14 protein-coding genes and 1 pseudogene are annotated in these 19,761 nt (G+C 42.2%); 1 reads left to right on the plus strand and 14 read right to left on the minus strand.

The window, feature by feature from the left end:
* Positions 1 to 486: 486 nt before the first annotated feature.
* From megL to Q4591_RS15295, 7 genes are all read right to left on the minus strand, one after another.
* Positions 487 to 1,656: a methionine gamma-lyase gene (megL, locus tag Q4591_RS15265; protein WP_102437665.1), complete on the minus strand. Its 1,170-nt coding sequence runs from the start codon at positions 1,654 to 1,656 to the stop codon at positions 487 to 489.
* A gap of 393 nt (positions 1,657 to 2,049) precedes the next feature.
* The gene (gene oleD, locus Q4591_RS15270; protein ID WP_102437667.1) at positions 2,050 to 3,099 is read right to left on the minus strand and encodes a 2-alkyl-3-oxoalkanoate reductase; all 1,050 of its coding nucleotides are present in this window, start codon (positions 3,097 to 3,099) and stop codon (positions 2,050 to 2,052) included.
* Between the two features lie 66 nt (positions 3,100 to 3,165).
* Positions 3,166 to 4,881: an olefin beta-lactone synthetase gene (oleC, locus tag Q4591_RS15275; RefSeq protein ID WP_303413950.1), complete on the minus strand. Its 1,716-nt coding sequence runs from the start codon at positions 4,879 to 4,881 to the stop codon at positions 3,166 to 3,168.
* Between the two features lie 69 nt (positions 4,882 to 4,950).
* Positions 4,951 to 5,835, minus strand: a complete 885-nt coding sequence (locus Q4591_RS15280; protein WP_303461760.1) for an alpha/beta fold hydrolase — start codon at positions 5,833 to 5,835, stop codon at positions 4,951 to 4,953.
* A 48-nt stretch (positions 5,836 to 5,883) separates the two neighbouring features.
* Positions 5,884 to 6,933 (minus strand): 3-oxoacyl-ACP synthase III, encoded by a 1,050-nt coding sequence (locus Q4591_RS15285; protein ID WP_076539890.1) that lies wholly within the window; start codon positions 6,931 to 6,933, stop codon positions 5,884 to 5,886.
* Positions 6,934 to 7,186: 253 nt separating this feature from the next.
* The gene (locus tag Q4591_RS15290; RefSeq protein WP_102476875.1) at positions 7,187 to 8,497 is read right to left on the minus strand and encodes a methyltransferase; all 1,311 of its coding nucleotides are present in this window, start codon (positions 8,495 to 8,497) and stop codon (positions 7,187 to 7,189) included.
* A gap of 76 nt (positions 8,498 to 8,573) precedes the next feature.
* The gene (locus Q4591_RS15295; RefSeq protein WP_347230786.1) at positions 8,574 to 9,860 is read right to left on the minus strand and encodes a chemotaxis protein; all 1,287 of its coding nucleotides are present in this window, start codon (positions 9,858 to 9,860) and stop codon (positions 8,574 to 8,576) included.
* A gap of 229 nt (positions 9,861 to 10,089) precedes the next feature.
* Here Q4591_RS15295 and Q4591_RS15300 point away from each other — a divergent pair, with 229 nt between their 5' ends.
* Positions 10,090 to 10,320, plus strand: a complete 231-nt coding sequence (locus tag Q4591_RS15300) for a DUF1289 domain-containing protein (RefSeq protein ID WP_303461762.1) — start codon at positions 10,090 to 10,092, stop codon at positions 10,318 to 10,320.
* Positions 10,321 to 10,406: 86 nt separating this feature from the next.
* On the opposite strand, the gene Q4591_RS15305 is transcribed toward Q4591_RS15300, so the two are convergent.
* The 7 genes and pseudogenes from Q4591_RS15305 to Q4591_RS15335 form a co-directional block, all read right to left on the minus strand.
* Positions 10,407 to 10,763 (minus strand): YajD family HNH nuclease, encoded by a 357-nt coding sequence (locus Q4591_RS15305; protein ID WP_076539886.1) that lies wholly within the window; start codon positions 10,761 to 10,763, stop codon positions 10,407 to 10,409.
* Positions 10,764 to 10,921: 158 nt separating this feature from the next.
* Entirely contained in the window at positions 10,922 to 12,892 is a 1,971-nt protein-coding gene (locus tag Q4591_RS15310) for a BCCT family transporter (protein WP_102437675.1), read from the minus strand.
* Positions 12,893 to 13,232: 340 nt separating this feature from the next.
* A pseudogene (locus Q4591_RS15315) lies at positions 13,233 to 13,796 on the minus strand (DUF502 domain-containing protein); the annotation flags it as partial.
* Positions 13,797 to 14,004: 208 nt separating this feature from the next.
* Positions 14,005 to 14,715, minus strand: coding sequence for a phosphate signaling complex protein PhoU (gene phoU, locus Q4591_RS15320; protein WP_102437679.1), 711 nt, complete (start codon positions 14,713 to 14,715; stop codon positions 14,005 to 14,007).
* A 77-nt stretch (positions 14,716 to 14,792) separates the two neighbouring features.
* Complete coding sequence (pstB, locus tag Q4591_RS15325; RefSeq protein WP_102437681.1) at positions 14,793 to 15,611, minus strand: phosphate ABC transporter ATP-binding protein PstB; 819 nt, start codon at positions 15,609 to 15,611, stop codon at positions 14,793 to 14,795.
* 28 nt (positions 15,612 to 15,639) lie between these two features.
* Entirely contained in the window at positions 15,640 to 17,298 is a 1,659-nt protein-coding gene (gene pstA, locus Q4591_RS15330; RefSeq protein WP_102437683.1) for a phosphate ABC transporter permease PstA, read from the minus strand.
* 58 nt (positions 17,299 to 17,356) lie between these two features.
* Entirely contained in the window at positions 17,357 to 19,612 is a 2,256-nt protein-coding gene (locus tag Q4591_RS15335) for an ABC transporter permease subunit (protein ID WP_102475668.1), read from the minus strand.
* Positions 19,613 to 19,761: the final 149 nt, after the last annotated feature.

Here is a 19,761-nt window from a genome sequence, read left to right on the forward strand (position 1 = left end):
ATACTCTTCTTAAATTTAAAAATACCCTTCTTAATTTCAAAATATTCTTCATCACTTTTCAAGCTCAAGTGTATTGCACCGATTTTTAGATCCTCAGTTCGGGCTCAACTCTTATAAATCTGCAAAGGTCGTTGGTTCAAATCCAGCTCCCGCAACCAATTTAAATCACTTTCAAATAGTAATACTCTTCTTAAATTTAAAAATACCCTTCTTAATTTCAAAATATTCTTCATCACTTTTCAAGCTCAAGTGTATTGCGTCGATTTTTAGATCCTCAGTTCGGGCTCAACCCTAATAAATCTGCAAAGGTCGTCGGTTCAAATCCAGCTCCCGCAACCAATATAAATCACTTTCAAATAGTAATACTCTTCCTCAATTTCAAAATATCCTTCTTAAACTTCCAAATATCCTCATTAAATTTCAAAAAACTTCTAATAATTTTACTTGCTAAAGCCGTATTTAAATCGCTTTCAAAAGTTTTATTACCTAAAGTGCTTGTTCAATATCGATAATCAAATCTTCTACGTTTTCTAACCCAACTGAAATCCGTAATAAATTATCGGTTATCCCCGCTTCTGCTCTCGCTTCGGGGGTGTAGGGTGAATGAGTCATTGATGCAGGATGCTGAATAAGTGACTCCGCATCGCCCAAACTCACGGCTATCGTGAACAGTTTTAATTTATTTACAAAGTTAATCGCATCTTGTTCGGACCCTATTAATTCAAAAGCGATTACCCCACCCGCTCGACGCATTTGTTTGCCGACATATTTAAAGCCTTGATGATTTTCAAGCCCGGGATAAAAAACACTGCTTACTTTTGTATGTTGATTAAGGTAAACAGCCAACTTTTCAGCATTGTCACAATGACGGCTTAACCTGACATCTAAGGTTTTTAATCCTCTTAAAATTAGCCATGCATCATGGGGCGAAATAACACCGCCAAAGTCTTTAAGAATTTGGTATTTTAATTGATGAATATGCGCTTCACTTCCACAAACAATGCCTGCAATGACATCCCCATGACCATTTAAGTATTTGGTTGCACTGTGGATCACCATATCAATACCCAAAGTCAGCGGCTGTTGCAATAAAGGCGTCATAAAGGTGTTATCAACAATACTTATCAAATTATTGCGCTTTGCAATAGCTGCTATTGCGGTTAAATCAAATACTTGTAAATGCGGATTGACAGGGCTCTCACAAAATACCAATTTAGTATTAGGCTGAATTGCCGCTTCAATTGCTAAGGGATCAGAAAAGTCTACAAATGTTGTATCCACGCCATACCGTTTTAGTTGGCTACTCAACAAAGCAAAAGTGCAACCATACACCGCATTTGATGAAATTAAATGATCGCCAGCCTCCAGATGAGTCATTAACGCCGCTGAAACAGCAGCCATGCCTGAGGCACATGCAGCGGCAGATTCTGCCCCTTCAAGTAAGGCCATTTTACGTTCTAACTCTGCGGTAGTAGGGTTACCAAGACGCGTATAAATGTAGCCTTGTTCGTCACCGGCAAACCTGGCTCCGCCCTGCTGGGCATTGTCAAACACGAAGGTGGCACTTTGATAAAGTGGCGTGACTAATGCGCCAAACGCTTCCTTTATATGACCACCATGAATCGCTACTGTGGCTGGTTTCCATTGATCTGGCATCTCGCTCTCCCAGGCCCACATATGAATTTAAATTATTTTACTATGTGTGTGGACAGGAATTTAAGATAGCGCGCTGAAAATTTTAACCAATAGTTTAGCGATTATTCATATTGAACACATTGTAAACACAATGTTACATCACAACCAAGAATGGCGCGCAAGATGTTGTTTTTACATATTTAAAGTTTTAGATTGTGACTGCGGTTATAAACAATGAGTCAACGAGGATTCTAGTGGTTATAGTGATTAGTGATTTGCACAGTGCTTTAATAATAATGACAGATAACATACAACTGATGTGATGAAACAAGATCACCAGCAACAACATGTATACTGGTAATCCCTTGCTGATAATTTAAATTTCAACTTAAATTAGCGATTTAAATTATCGGCTTAATTTAGTGATGCTTTTAAGCGCAACATACCTTCGTCAATACTGATCAGCGCTTCATAACCTAAATCGTTTTTAGCGGCGCTAATATCAAAATAATGACAGGTGGATAATTGTCTTGCGACAAACCTTGTCATAATCGGCTCTTGCTGTTTACCAAGTATTTTATAGATGGTTTCTAATACCACACCCGCGCTATACGCCACACCAGCAGGAACTCGTTTCGTCACTGGAGCAATATCAACACAGGCTAAAATGTTATTGAGCATGGCCGCCATAGTGATAGGTTCATCGTTACTTAAAAAATATGCCTTACCTGCACTCTTAGCTTGTTGCGTTAAGTCTACTGCCGCAAGAATATGCGCATAAGCGGCATTATCAACATAAATGGTATCAACCAGTTTATCTTGTTTACCCACCAACTTTAGCTTGCCGATTTTCGCCCGCGCTATCACTCTAGGCACCAAGTGTGGATCTTCAGGTCCCCAAATTAAATGCGGTCTTAATGCGGTGGTTTTCAACTGCGGCCCATTGGCTTCTAGCACCATTTTTTCGGCAATGGCTTTAGAGTGACCATAAAAGTTTAAAAAGCTAGCGGCATAAGGGGAAGATTCATCAATACCGGCTTCATCTTCACCCGCAAAGGTGACACTTGGAGTACTGGTGTAAACCACATGATTGATCTTTAATGCTTTACACGCACGCAGGATATTAGCGGTTCCATTAACGTTAGGGGCAAAATAGCTATCTCTATCGCCCCAAACACCCGCTTTTGACGCCACATGAAACACTAAATCACAATCTTGCATCGCCGCTGCTAGCGCATCTGAATCGCTAATATCACCTTGATACATGTTAACGCCCATCGCCGTTAATGCAGGATATTCACCACGAGCAAAACCATTAACTTCAATGCCTGCTGCTCGCAGACGAGTACAAATCGCTTTACCTAAAAAACCACCTGCCCCGGTGACAAATACTTTGTTAACCCGACTTTTAAGCGCAGCTAAGGCTGCCTGTTCTGGCTTTAATAACATTTCGAGTTCAAGCATGTATTTACCTAATTGAGAACGCTAATAAAAATTGATTGTTGGCAAACATTTCAGCAACGATTTGCACTATTCTTTCCACTGTTTTTGAGCCCAAACAGCTAATTTTTCTCTGAATATTTTCGCGTTGTGTCTGACATCCACAGGAAAATCTGGATGAATTAAAAAACGTGAAATACCCATTGTATGTGTATGTTTTTCAGCGATATCAACTAACTCTTGGTATAGCGCTTTACTGTTTGAGCAAGTCATGGCTTTATCAAGTTCGACACATAACAGTGGTTCAATATTGCCATTAATGACAATATTCACCAGTGCTGAACGTTTTACTTGTTTATGGGTGTTAAATACCCGCTCACAGGGAATTGAAAAATAACGTTTACTAAGGCTACCTTTTAGAGTTTGATCAACTCGATGGGCCTTGCGGCCACACATCCATAATTGCCCTAATTCATCCAAGTAACCGACATCACCCATGCGGTGTCGAATACCGTCAGCATCAGTAATTTTGGCCAGCTTAGTTGCACTATCGCGATGATAATACTCACGACTTACCATCGGCCCTTTTACGACGATTTCACCAATCTTTCCTACAGGTAAAATATCGGCTTCATCCCAATGGCTGATAACTGACTCAGTAATATCGATAATGCTAATCTCAACACCATCAATGGCTTTACCCACACAAATACCTTTACCAGCATCAGTTGCGGCGGTGGTATCAAACAGCTCGCTGCTTGGCATCATGCTAATCGGCAAAGACTCTGTCGCCCCATAAGAGTTGAGCACCTCAACTCCTGTTGCTAACATTTTGCTAAAACGCTTTATTGATGAGATGGTTGCTGGCGCCCCTGCTGAAATAACTCTTTGCACGCTTGGTAATGTAAATGCTTGGTTTTGGGCTGCGGTTTTAGTTTCAGCAGCGGCGCCTAAGCGCTCCAGCAATGCCGGATTAACAAACATATTAGTACATTGATATTTCTCAATCGCTGCGAATAAATACTCAGGATTAGCGGTTATGGGTTTACTGGCGTCCATCGCTGGCACAATAGATGCCATACCCAGTGCAGGGCCAAATAATGAAAATAATGGAAAAGTCGCTAAGTCGCGCTCACCGGGCTTAATGCCGTAATCATGTTTAAGGGCGCTAATTTGCGCTTCAAACATGCCATGGGAATACACCACACCTTTTGGGGTGCCTGTACTGCCACTGGTAAATAAAATTGCCGCCATTTGATCATCACACAGTGTGACCATGGGGTAAGCTTTGGCAAATGATCCACTAACCTGTGGCAAGGCGTCAATACTCACTGCGCCTGATAACCAACGCTGAATACTACTGCCGCCCACATTTAAGCAAAGCTTAACCGAAGATTTACCCCAACCTAATATTCTTCTGGCAATATGGGCTTTAGGGATACCAATAAACACATCGGGTTGTGACTCTTCAAAACATTGTTTTAAGTTTTTAACCCCCATACCGGGATCGACCAGAATAGGAATTACGCCCGCTTTAAATAACGCAAACGTTAGCACGAAAAAATCAATGCTTGGGGTCACCATCAACACAGCTTTCATGCCAGCTTGAAGGCCAAAGGCATTTAAACGATAGGCAATATCATCAGATTGTTGGTTTAGGGAGCCAAAATCGACGTCTTGATAAGTTAAAGCGTGAGAGGCTTGATTGGCAGATGTCGCTGTTTGCACCGCGACAGCTAATTGAGAAGGAAAGTTATTTGCCGCATCTTGTAAATGCCGACAGATGTTAGCCGTTTTTAATGTCATAAGCCTGATGTCATTGGTTTATAACTTGGGCGTGAATAATGAGTATTTCATCACGCCCAAGGTCGCTGTTTAGCTTTGCTGGTTGTTAGCCATAAAGTTCTGAATAAGCCCGATGACATCTTCGCTAGCATCTTCAAGAATATAATGACCACAGTCATCAAACTCTCTTACTTGCGCATGGGGCATATATTGACGCCACTTTGCTAAAAAGTGCTTATCAAATACAAAATCCTGTAGTCCCCAACAAATCAGTGTTGGCACTTCAGAGAATTTAGATAAACTATCAGCAATATTTGAAACTAACTCATAGTTACGATCTTCAGGCTTTAACGGAATATCCTGCACAAAACGTAAGGTTGAAATACGGTTTTTCCAGCTATTAAATGGCGCAACGTAGGCTTCGCGCACTGCTTTGACCATTGGCTGACGTTTAACACCCACATAGGATGCAATGGATGAAAAGGCATTAAAGCCTCTGACCAAAAACGTCCCTAAAATAGTTTCGCGGCAAACCCATAATGCCCAAGGAAAAGGCTTAGATTCAGGTAAGTGAAATGCTGCTGTGTTTAAAAATACTAAGCGCTTAATGCGCTCAGGATAACGGGCAGCATAGCCCATACCAATCATTCCGCCCCAGTCATGAACCACTAAGGTGATGTTTTCTTTGACATCTAAATGATCTAACAGCGCTTCTAAATCATCAATACGATTTTCTAATGTGTAATCGTATTGTGGGTCATCAGGTTTATCCGATAAACCACAACCAATATGATCAGGCACAATACACTGATAATTGGTGCTTAATGCACTGACTAAGTTACGGTAGTAATAACTCCAGCTTGGATTTCCATGAACCATAACCACTGGCTCACCCTGGCCTTCATTAACATAATGCAGTTTGTTACCACTGCGGTCTAAATAATGGCTATCAAAAGGCAACAGATTTTCTAACATGATGCTTCCTACAATTTTATAATACTTATTCTATAACCAGCGAAATGATTACCACTTGATGCCTAGCATCATACAGTTCAACCCGCTGCCTATGCCTAGAAAGCTCACTTGATCGCCTAATTTTAAAAAGCCTTGGTCGTGGGCCATCGCCGCTGTTACTGGCAGCGAAACCGTGCCCATATTGCCCAAGGTTTCATAAGTTGGAAATTCTTTTTCATGAGGAATATTGAGAGCATTTAACACTTGTTTGCGGTTTGATGCGCCCACTTGATGACAAATCACTTTATCAACTTGATCCACTAACCACTCACGCTGAGTTAAGAAGTGTTCCCAAGTATGCTTAGCCAGATCAACCCCTTCTTTAAGTAAGGTGACGGCATCGGTACGCATAAACTCACGATATAACTTTTGACTGGTTTCTTGTAGGCCCCACTGACATAACTCGTGATGCTCAGGCGCCGATAAGTGGCTGGCACCTAATAGCTGATGATTACGAGTATTTTTAAGCGGTAAGCTACCGTCAGTTAAGATAACCGCAATCGCACCAGAGCCACCGGTTAAGGTCGCTAGCGATTGGGCAAAATTCTGCATTGTCGGCTCATTGAGCATATTGTCGATAGTGACTTCAACAATATCGCGCGCCGATTCACAAGATACCACCATACCGGCTTTAATTTGTCCAAGCTCAATACGGTTAGCGATATCTAAAATGCCAGAAAGCACACCTAAACAAGCGTTACTGATATCGTAAATCGCGGTATCTTTAGACACACCAAGCTCTGCAGCCACGCGGCACGCGGTTGCGGGCTCATGTTGGTCACGGCACACGCCTGTGTAAACAACTGCCCCTAAATCACTGACATTGATACCTGTTTCAGCAACCGCTTTACGGGCAGCACTGATAGCGCCGTCAGATAAACGATAACCTTTTGGCCACCAGCGACGTTCCTTAATACCGGTTAAAGCGGCTAATTGCCCCATTGGAATACGAAACTTTTGATAAAGCGGCGCAAGACGAGATTCTAGGTCTAGACTAGACACCACTTGGGGTGCTAACTCATAGGCCATACTATTAATAAAAACGCGGGAATATTTCATGAAACCGTATCAATCGCTCACTTTAAGGCCGCCTTAGGCAACCGAATTTATTGGTATTTGCTACTAACCCGCCATTTGAACAAGAAAAGCTTCAATATTCAATACAAAACCACAATTAGTAATATATAAATCTACCAAAGCCGCAGTTTATCGCTGGGGTATTAACTGTATCACTAAAGGGGTTAATCAAGAGGATTTAAAATAAAAACTATTAAACAGTACCTTAGAAAACTATTCGAACAGAATTATTTAATTAGGTTAATTTTTCAGCTTGAATTAACCAATTCCTTGGTGTGATTTCGTTTGCACAAAATTCAACCATGGTAACTTGATAACCCTGCTGTTGTAAAAAGCACATTCTATCCAGTAATAACCACTGCTCTAAAGCGTGCCTAAACAGGTGCGCGACTAGATCGATACGCTGAGTTAGCCTTTGCCTAGCTACCCCTTGAGCAAGATAGGCATCAAAGTCGGTTACAGCGCCGATATTGACTTGTTTTTGCGCCCCAGCCCAATAACAAAAATCACTAAATGATGCCGATAACTGGCTTCGTTTAACACTGGGGATCGGCAGATAGCGATCATTACCGCTAATATCTCGCTGCAAGCTATCAAAGCCTAAGCGCCAAGCAATTTCTTGATGTCGTAATGCTTGCTGCTTGTCATTGGCAATCACACTTTGCTGCAGCGGCAACTGTAAATCATGTCGCGATAGCTTAAGGCCACTGTTTTTTGCAGCATGGGATAGCGGCTGATAGTAATTAGCTTGAATAAGATGATAACAACAAGGTGAAAACGAGATTTGTTTGGTGTTTGCTTGAGCGGCTAACTCCAGCAGCCTAACATGTAAATCACCACAGGCATGTAACGCAATGGCATGTTGCTCTGAACTTAGCGGGTTGGCCCCTAATGTACTATTGGCTAAGTTAAACACATCAACACAATGAAACTGCTGCGACAATTGCCACTTGTCTGCAAACTGCTGGCCTTGCTCACACAAGCTTTGTTGCCACTCTAAACTGCTAACCTTAACTTGATGGGTTTTAGCAATATAACGTCCCAAATGGCCTTTACCTGCACACCATTCAACAATCGGGTTTCCTTTAGGAATATGCGCTGAAAAAGCAGTAATTTGCTGCCACTTTCGGCCTTTGATATGGGCGCTGAAATGGCTAAGCTCAGTGTCAGACAGGCCTATTTCTACAGCGTGTGCTTCAAACGATTTGGGTTCTGGTCTCGTTAACGATACATCACCATTTGTCGATGTGCTTAACATCGCGGCTAAGCCATCAATTTTCATCCCCAACTGCTGCATATCTTGCATCAATGACGGCAGTAACGCCGATACCAATGCCCCTTGAGCTACATCTAGTGCCTCTATGTCAGTATCAGCAATGGCCCAAACCTTTGCGGCTAAGCAAGGAAACTGCTCAGACCAAGGTAATTGCTGACAATCAAAGGCTTTCACTTGCCACAAACTATTTAGCTTTAGTAAGCACTCGCTAAGCTGGCCTAGCTTGGCGCTATTGTCGCTACAATTGTTAGCGTCTGTCGCGCAGTTCATGGCAATCTGTGTGCTCATTGGCATCCTATGGTTTATTGGTGTGATTGATGGTTTACACCATCATTAAGCACTCTCACTACTCACTACCTGCGACTTTGATAGCTGATTTAGGGTTAGATTTGGGTTCAGACTTTCGAACCGCCATGCGTTTACCTAACCAAACCCCCATAGCTAGAGGCGCAAAAAATATCGCAATTAAGAATAAAATGAAATACACAATCACACTTTTAATTAACTCAATCACTTGGGCAAACACTAATTCAACGGTTTTTTGGGTTAGTGCATCTAAATCTTGAATAGCAGCGCTGCGTTCATCAGCAATCATTTGCGCTAACGCTTCTCGCTCGTGAACAATAATTAAGGCTAGTGATTCACGCTCTTTTGATAACTGCTGCAGTTTATCATCTGTGACATCACTCAGTTGATCTAATAATGGCGCCAGCTCCACTCGCATATCACCGGCAAGCATGGTCATCATTTCAGGGGTTTGCTGCATTAACTGCTGAAATTTTTTGGTGGTTTCACTGATATTTTTAAGGGCTAATTCTATATCAGCGGCGCTAACATCAGCATGAAGTGCATATAACTCGGCTTTCCAGCCAAGAATTTTTGGCATCTGCTCAGTGGTCATCGCCATACGATCAGACATATCACTCATCACCTCAGGCATTGAACCAAAAGTGGTAATGGCTTCAAACTCTGAAATATTGCTAAAAGCCAACCAAGCATTAAAGGCAGTAGTGCGGGTAAAGGTAATATCCTCAAGCGGATTTTCAGCCACATATTGGCTCACAAACGCTTGATTATTTTTGAACTTTTGGTTGCTAATAAAGCCTTTTACTGTCGAGACGAATTGATCCGCTAATTTTTCACTGCTATCTATCGCGAGCTGCTGTTGTTCACCGAATAACTCACTGCCAGCACCAGTTTCATAAAACTGCTTCATTTGCTCGGTCAACACCCAAGTATCGAGCATTGCCGCTACTGGAGAGGCTTGGAATATAGCCCGCTGCAGGCTTTGCTCAGCGTAAATTTTCCACATTAAGGTGTTAGCTCTAACGTTGTCATCATCGCTATTAGCTGCAATGCGGTCTGCGGTGGCTTCAATTTCAGCATAAAAGCTATAACTAAATTCACGGCTAAACATACGCATGTTTATCTGCTCTTTAGGTAAGGGTTCAACGCCACTTTCAAGCTTAACTTCTAGCAGTGAACAAGCCGTTAAACTTAAAGATAACAAGCCGATACTCATAAGGCTAAGCAGTTTTTTACAGGTGATAATAAGGGGGTGAAACTGAGCAAACCAGCAACGACTACTCAGGCTAGCAAGATTTTTTACAGCTAAATTAAACCATGATTTCATGGTACTCTCCACGCAATAGCGACACAATAAAGCAGCAAGTTGGCTATTTATTATAGCAAAAAACCAACGAAACACTGACAACAAAGCCATAGTTACAACCAATTAAACTTGCAAATAACTTAATTAATTCAATAAACTATAGCTAGTCGCAGCCTAGTTTTATTTATTTAATTTGTCTATATGGTTTAATCAATAAATGCCAAGACTTTAGAACGGTAAAGGATTAACAATGCACTCACCTTGCGTCGCCAAATGCGGCTTAAATGAAGCAGATTACTGCATGGGCTGTTTTCGCCACATCAATGAAATTGTTGGCTGGGGACAAGCCAGTGAAGAGAAAAAACAAGCGGTATGGCAACAACTGCCACAACGAAAAGAACGAATGAAAGGCGGTAATAATAGCCAGGTCATCAGCCGTGAGAAGTGGTTAAAAGCCCAAGCGGAAATTGAACAGCCTTGAATTGTAAAGCTGAGCAATAAAGCTTTCAGCCAAGCACAAAAAAGCCCATAAATATGGGCTTTTCATCTGAATATCTGTAAACAAAGCTACTTTTTCATCATTGCTTTTAAATCTGCAAATGGATTATAGGTAGCGGCTTCTTGCTTGGTTTCAGTGGTATTGCCATAACGGATCAACTCTTCAAATCGAGAATGTTCATTATCGTGGCAATACAAGCATAACAATTCCCAGTTCGAGCCATCTGACGGGTTGTTATCATGGTTATGATCAACATGGTGTACCGTCAGCTCAGATAAATTCTTATGAGTAAACTCACGTGTACAACGGCCACATATCCAAGGATAGAGTTTTAAGGCTTGTTCACGGTAGCCTTTTTCACGAGTGGCTTTGTAATCTCTGGCTTCTGCTAATACTTTATCTAATTTACTTTGAGTAGCTGACATCGACTTTCCAATTTACTTTCATTACAAAATTACCCCAAGGATAAGCGCTGTTATCGGTTGGGGCAATGTTTTCTATCACAATTGCACTGCTCGAGTAATACTAACATCACTTAAAACAAGCACCACTTAAAACAAGCACCGCTTAAAACAAGCAGCCGCTAGTAAGTCACTAACTCTGAATTAGACAAATGCTGGTAGTGTAAATAGCGTTCATATTGATTAACGATATCTGCAATAATTTGCTCTTGAGTATAACCCATCACATCGTAATGCTGACCGCCGTGCTCTAAGAACACTTCCACCCGATAATAGTCTTGCTCACTAGCAAAGCCTTCGACATCGGCACCATTCATGGTAAATGCTCGAATACGCAGCCCATAAGCAAACTGCAGGGTTTCGTTGTTACCGATCAATAAACGTACCCTTTCATCATCTTGGGTGATGACAGCAGGCATATTTTTAGCTAAAAATATTTGTCTGACTTGTTCAAGTCCCGGTTTGGCGATGTTATCTAAAAATCGCTGCGCATCTTCTTGACTGGGGTGAGAGACCAGTACATCAATACGATCTTCCCAGCTCATGTTGGCTTTAGCAAATTGCACACTGGTATTGTGTTGCTGCACACTTTCTAATTTCAAGCGATCATCTTGTAAGGCTTTATACAAGCCAAGGCACATCAATAGCATCACAATCATGATTGGCATTGCACTGGCAATCGCTGCTGTTTGTAACGCTTGTAAGCCACCAGCGAGTAATAATACGCTCGCGACAACACCTTGCAGTATCGCCCAAAAAACTCGCTGGCCTACTGGCGCTTGTTCATTACCGCCTGAGGTCAAGTTATCAATCACTAACGAGCCGGAATCTGATGAAGTAACAAAAAATGTTACCACTAAGAATATGGCAATGATGGACAATACTGATGAAAATGGTAGATGCTCAAAAAATCGAAACAAGGCCACCGATACATCATTAGAAACCGCATCCGATAGATAACTCGCCCCATGGTTTCTAATCATATCAATGGCGCTATTACCAAATACTGTCATCCATAGGAAAGTGATGCCAGTTGGGAAAAATAACACCCCGACTAAGAATTCTCGAATAGTGCGCCCACGACTGACACGAGCAATAAAAGTACCTACAAATGGCGACCATGAGATCCACCAGCCCCAATACAATAATGTCCAGCCACCAAGCCAATCATCTTTTTGCTCGTAGGCGTATAAGTTAAAGGTTTTACCCACAATATCACTTAAATAACCACCGGTATTTTGAACAAATGCTTGCAGTAACAGCACTGTTGGTCCAAGAACTAAAACTGCCACAAGCAATAGAAGTGCTAACGCAAGGTTAAGCTCACTTAAACGTTTAACGCCTCTATCTAAGCCTGCAAAAACAGAAACCGTTGCTATCGCGGTAATCGCCATAATGATAATAATTTGCACAGTGATGTTATTTGGCAAACCATCAATTAAATAACTTAAGCCTGAATTGACCTGTAGCACCCCAAAGCCCAATGAGGTTGCTACGCCAAACATGGTGCCGATCACCGCAAACGTATCAACCGCGTGCCCTATAGGGCCATAGATACGCTCGCCAATGAGTGGATATAAGGCAGAACGTGGCAGTAAAGGCAGTTTATGACGATATGAGAAATACGCTAAGCTTAAAGCCACTACGGCATAGATTGACCAAATATGGATGCCATAATGGTAAAAAGTAATCTTCATGGCATCTTTTGCAGCCTCCAGTGACTCAGGCGTTGCATCAGGTGGGGCTAAATAATGCATCACTGGCTCTGCCACGCCAAAGAACATTAATCCAATACCCATCCCTGCAGAAAACAGCATAGATACCCAGCTTTTAAAGCTGTAGTCAGGCACGGAATGATCTGGGCCTAGTTTGATGTCACCAAAACGGCTCATCATGACAAAAATAATAAAGATGAGAAAAATAGCCACCCCAACAATATACAACCAGCCCGCTTTAACTTCTAACCAACTTTGAATGGCTTTAAAAAATTGGCTAGCTTCATTTGGCCAAACGGCACAAATAAATACCATGACAAAAATAAGCAATACTGAAGGGAAGAAAACCGGAGGGTTAACACTCGCTTTCTTAAACATGATTGAGACCTGTAAATAGGATAATGAACACAGCTACATAGGTAACAATTGCGCTGACAATTGCATAAGTATAGGCTGGTTCTATTGGATTGCGTTTAACGTAATCATTGAGGGGTAAATTTGTACTCGCGCGCATTGGGATTAAAAAGCACTATTTCTTAGTTGCTGAAGTGCTATTATCTGACGCCAAAGTTTCATTAGCTGACGCTTCATCGCTAGTTGCATTGCCGCTAGCATTTGCGTTTATATCACTATTGGCATTAGCGTTTATATCACTATTGGCATTAGCGTTTATATCACTATTGGCATTAGCGTTTGTATTAGTATTGGCATTAGCAATCGAGATCCCCGCAGTTAAGTTAAAGCGCATGGCATCTTCAAATGACCAATCGACTTCAATTAAATCTTCACGCTTGACTAAACTCGTCACCCCAGCCATTTGGTAGCTAAGCTGAAACAATACTGGCACCCAATCACCTTCAGGTAGGGCTTCAGTAAGCGGTTTAGGCGCCTGTTGATTCATGATAAAGCCAACCACATAACCGCCATTGGCTTGCTTGATCAATACGGTTTTTTGATTCTTTGGCTTACCGTCTCGTTTCATTAAGTTCGCAATATCACGAATACTGCCATAGACAGATTTAAACAGCGGGAACTTCATTAATTGACGCTCAAGCCAAGCGTATAACCAAGCAAATGGGCTAAATGAAAATAACAGCCCTGAAATAAACACTAACACTGCCACCAAAATAAACCCGGCGCCGACAAAGCTGTTTTCTAAATTAACAATATCCAGTAGTAAATGGCCTAAACCATCTAAAGAAATAAATAATGACCAGAATAACCACAGACTCAGTGCCATTGGCAGTAAGTTAGTTAAACCACGAGAAAGGGTGTTTTTCATTGAGCCTACAAAACGAACGAGGAATTACAGAAATTTTAACACAGTTTGCTAATGCTCCAGCCTATTTAGCCCCCTTGTTGAGCAAAGGCTAATTAACTTTTGTGAGTTGGCTCACAGCATTAGCACTACCAGCATAAAAGTGACAGCAATAAAAAAGTCCCATTAACCATAATGAGACTGTTATTTTTTGCTTGCAGGCAAACATAGCTTACATATTTAGATCTTTTTCCATCTCTTCATAGGAAGTATGGCGAACATCTTTACCTTTAACGAAATAGATAATGTACTCACAAATGTTTTTACAGCGGTCCCCCACACGCTCAACCGCCCGCGCAGCCCAAAGTACATCTAACACACCAGGAATTGAGCGAGGATCTTCCATCATATAGGTCATTAACTGACGAATAATCCCTTCATATTCTTTGTCTAGTTTGGCATCTTCTTTGTGTAACTCTAAGGCATTATCAGCATCCATACGTGCAAGCGCGTCCAGTGTCGAATGCAAGGTACGGGTTGCATGGCGACCCATGTTTTCAATACTCACCAATAATGGCTGTTGATTGTTTAAACGTTTATCTAATGCTGCTTTTGCGATACGTACACAAGCATCACCAATACGCTCTAAATCAGTAATAGTTTTAGTTATGGTGATAATTAAACGTAAGTCACTTGCCGCTGGTTGGCGCTTAGCAATAATGCGGGTGCATTCTTCATCAATTGACACTTCCATGCCATTTACGCGGTGATCGCCATTAATCACTTTTTGGGCAAGCTCGGCATCTAAGCTACCAAGAGCATCAAGGGCTTGTTCAAGTTGGCGCTCAACTAAACCGCCCATGGCCAAAACACGGTTACGAATATCTTCTAATTCAGCATTAAACTGTCCAGAAATATGCTTATTTAAACTTTTGTTTTCCATTACTTTATTACCTTAATTATCTCTGACTTTCTCACCAATGACTTGCCATAAGCGCCAGCTTACTCACTTCGTTATTATTAACCGTAACGACCTGTGATGTAATCTTCGGTTTTACGCTTTTGCGGCGTGGTGAAAATGGTATTGGTATCCGCATATTCAATCAACTCGCCCATGTACATAAAGGCGGTTTGATCAGAAACCCGCGCCGCTTGTTGCATGTTATGGGTCACTATCACTACTGTGTATTTCGATTTAAGCTCAGTGATCAGCTCTTCGATGGTTAAGGTTGAAATAGGATCCAGTGCTGATGTGGGCTCATCAAGCAATAACACTTCAGGCTCAATAGCAATAGCGCGAGCAATAACCAAACGTTGTTGCTGACCACCCGATAGGCCAAAAGCATTATCGTGTAAGCGATCTTTCACTTCATCCCAAATCGCAGCGCCACGTAATGACATTTCAGCAGCTTCGTCTAGTTCGCGGCGATTACTCACCCCTTGTAGGCGTAAGCCATAAACCACATTCTCATAAATTGATTTAGGAAATGGGTTTGGGCGCTGGAAAACCATACCGACATTTCGACGCAACTGAGCGACATCAACATTTTTGTCATAAATATTTTGCCCGTTCAGTAAGATTTCACCACTGATTTTACAGGTTTCAACCAAGTCATTCATGCGGTTAATACAACGCAGTAAGGTTGATTTACCACAACCACTTGGGCCAATAAAGGCGGTGACTTGTTTTTTAGGAATTTTCATTCCAACGTTATATAACGCCTGCTTATCACCATAACGTAAATCAAGGTTACGAATTTCTAGGGCAGTATCCTGTGCGGGTAAGTTTGCTAAATCAATAATGTTAGATTTAGTTGCGCGTTGATCAATTGAAATCATTTTTGTATTTTCCTCAGGATATCGCTAATTAATGTTCTAGCGAACGGAATTTTTCACGTAAGTGATTACGTACACTAATTGCTGTTAAGTTAAGTGTCACAATCACAGATACTAATAAGAATGAAGTCGCGTAAACCAATGGTCTCGCCGCTTCAACGTTAGGGCTTTGAAAGCCAACGTCATAAATATGGAACCCAAGATGCATAAACTTACGTTCTAAATGCACAAACGGGAAGTTCATATCAATCGGTAATGTCGGCGCCAGTTTTACCACGCCCACTAACATCAGTGGTGCTACCTCACCTGCTGCTCGGGCGACCGCAAGAATAAGTCCGGTCATAATCGCAGGGCTTGCCATTGGAATAACAATGCGCCATAAGGTTTCAAATTTGGTTGCCCCTAAGGCTAAGCTGCCTTGACGCACGGCACTTGGAATACGGCTTAAGCCCTCTTCCGTAGATACAATCACCACAGGTAAAGTTAAGATAGCCAAGGTTAAGGCTGACCAAATCACCCCTGGTGAACCAAACGTTGGCGCAGGCAATGCTTCAGGGTAAAACAGCTGATCTAACGAACCACCAAGCATATACACAAAGAAGCCCAAACCAAATACACCATAAACGATTGATGGCACACCGGCTAAGTTAATCACCGCAATACGGATCATCTTAGTAATTGGCCCTTTTTTGGCGTACTCATGTAAATAAATTGCCGCGATTACGCCAAATGGGGTCACGATAACCGCCATGAGCATCACCATAAATACCGTACCAAAAATAGCAGGGAACACGCCGCCTTCGGTGTTAGCTTCACGTGGGTCTTGGCTAATAAAACGCCCCATACCCACAAACCAATGACCGAGTTTATCGACGATGTTCATGTGATTGACATAGCTAACATCAAGCACGCTATCAAGTTTTAAGGTGACCTCTTCACCGCGCATATCACGCACAACCACTGAATCTCGCGCCGCTTTGTCGCGCAGGGCAAATAAGTCTTTTTCCATGACTAAGTAGTCTTGGTTTAACTGCTCTGCTTGGGCGTCCATCTCAGCTTTAATCGCTGGAGTGAGTTTGCCATCGAGTTCATATTTACGCTCTTTTAGGCGCAAACGCTCTAAGGCATAGTTCACTGAACCAATTTCAGACTTTTGCAGTGCCAGCGCCTCATCAGCAATATCAACTGCACGCTTGATATGTGCTACTAACGAAGTTTCAATGGCCTCGCCGGTAATATTTAAGCGCTTACCGTCTTCAATGACCGCAATTGGATAACCGTAAAAGTTACCATTTTTAGCCCTTTCGAGCATGGCCACATCAGCTGGCTTTTCACGGCTGACGATATCGGTGCCGAGGATCCAGCGAAAATCTAAGCCAACGAATTCACGGTTACCGGTTTTAACTAAGTAACGAGTCACAAACTCGCCAGGATGTTCATCAAACTGATGACCCGCTGCAATTAAACGTTCAGTGGGCACTTCTTCACGGTCGTAGATTTCACCAATTAGGGTTGTTTTAACGCCATTATTGTCTTCTAGCTGCCACTGATAAATATCGGCAGGCCAGAAGTAACTTAAGCCGCGCCACGCAATCAATAACAACAAACCCAGTACTGCAATCAAACAAATGCTCACCGCACCGCCAGTCATCCAAATCCATGGAGAACCTGATTTAAACCACTTACCCATTGCACAAACCTCTCAAGGCGATTGGCGAAATATTAAAAACTCTGTTCATCTTCATTCCTTAAAGTGAGCTATAACGTTCACGTAGACGTTGGCGTACCACTTCAGCAATGGTGTTAAAGACAAAGGTGAATACAAACAACACAAATGCCGCAAGGAATAGCACACGGTAATGGGAACTACCAATGGCAGACTCTGGCATCTCGACGGCGATATTTGCCGCTAGAGTACGCATCCCTTCAAACACACTCCACTCAAGGATTGCGGTGTTACCTGTTGCCATTAATACAATCATGGTCTCCCCCACTGCGCGGCCTAAACCCATCATGATGGCAGAGAAAATACCTGGGCTTGCCGTAAGCAGCACCACGCGGGTTAAGGTCTGCCAGTTAGTCGCGCCCAGTGCCAGTGAACCATTTGATAAATGACGTGGCACTGAGAAAATCGCATCTTCAGCAATGGAGAAAATTGTTGGAATAACCGCAAAACCCATCGCAATACCCACAACAAAGGCGTTGCGTTGATCGAATGTAATGCCTAAATCATTGGTAATGAACTGACGGGTATTACCATCAAAGAAGGCGATTTCGATTACAGGGCTAATCTCAAATGAGAACCAACCCACAAACAAAATCACTGGAATTAACATGATCTCTTGATAGGTTTCAGGTAGGCGTTGCTTCCATTTCGCTGGCAATTTACTCCAGGTAAATGCACTGACTAAAATACTGGTGGGCAGTAATGTGAGTAACACTAAAATGCCCGGTAAGTGATCTTCAATCAATGGCGCTAACCAAAGGCCAGCTAAGAAGCCTAAAATTACTGTCGGCAGTGCTTCCATGATTTCAATGGTCGGCTTAACCACGCCGCGCACTTTTGGCGACATAAAGTAGGCGGTATAAATCGCCCCTGCAATGGCCAGTGGCACGGCAAATAACATTGCATAAAATGCCGCTTTCATGGTGCCAAAAGCTAACGGCATTAAGCTTAATTTTGCTTCAAAATCATCTGAGCCCGAGGTTGACTGCCATACATATTGTGGCTCTGGGTAACCTTCGTACCAGACCTTTTCCCACAAAGCACTCCAAGACACTTCAGGGTGAGCATTATCAACCGCGAAAATGTTGAGCTTATTATTAGCTTCAACCACTAAGGCGTTTGAACGAGGGCTAAATGCCATCGCGCCCGGGTTGGCGATATCAAATGTTTCAGTGAATAAGTTGCGCTGACTGGTGGTATAAAGCAGTGATAGCTCACCTTCAGGGCTGACTACCGCAAAACTTTTACGGTAAAACTCTGTCGTCATGGCTCCGACTTTAGCGTCATTGTCAAAGTGTCTTATTTTTTGATACAAACGACCACTGCGACCACTGACTTGGAAATACTGGTCAATTAAGCCATTATCATAACTGACTAAAATTGAACTAGCACCTGCTAGCAGCATCACTTTCGACACCACTGACTTACCATTTTTCACATCGATAACTTGCAACAAGCTAGGTTCGTCACTATTGCGAATATCATAAATAAACAGTTTATTCGATGTTGGCAGGATCAATTGACGATGATCCGGTGTCATTAAGGCCGTAAAGGCATTATTGGGTGCATCTTTGATATAGGTTAAATCTGAATACCATTCGATTTCTTCAGTCATCATGTTTTCTTCGCCTTCAAGGCGACTTAGCTTCCACGAGCCATTGTCATCTTGATAAGCAAAACCAACACGATTATCGATATAATCAAAAACCAGATTGTTAAGGGCTTGGCCTTCATCCACCATAATCGGTGTTTCACCCAGTGGATAACGTAATCTTGGGGTAATGGTGCGCTTGTTATCTGGGTAAGTTACTCCAAAATCCACCCCGACGATTAATGCTTCACCAGTGCTTAAGCCTAAGGCAAAACGTTGCTCGTTAGGTTTAGCTTTAGCGCTACTAACAACCGTTGCGCCCTTAGGAAGCTTAGGTTTGAAGCTGGTGATTAACTGACGCCCTGCAACTGAATAAAAATCAACTTGGCCATCGACTAATACCCGATAAGCAATTTCATTTTGCTCATCACTGCCGACCATTAAGGTCGCGACCTCAGTTTGTTGATAGCTGATGGTTGAAATAGGCTCAACATCGGCGCCATCAAATATAGGTTTAATCACATACAATAAATAAAAGAAAATCAGCAACAAAGCGACAAATACCATGGTGCCACCCACAGTGACACCCACTTCAGCTGCCTTATCCATAAACGCTCTACGGCTGGTTTGTCTGTTTACTAACAAACTCTTCGCCGCAGAACCAGGCTGACTTACCTGACTTTCCATTAAGAACCTCTATAATTAATCGTTAACGATATTTCGCTATGATTGTTTGATTCGCTGTGTTACTAACTAAACGGTGCTTTTTACTTAAGCGAACTGTTTTTTCTTTAAGCAAATTGCCAGTTTTAAAACAGCTATTTAGCTTGTGTTTA

The organism is Shewanella sp. 3_MG-2023, assembly GCF_030548765.1.
GTDB lineage: Bacteria > Pseudomonadota > Gammaproteobacteria > Enterobacterales > Shewanellaceae > Shewanella.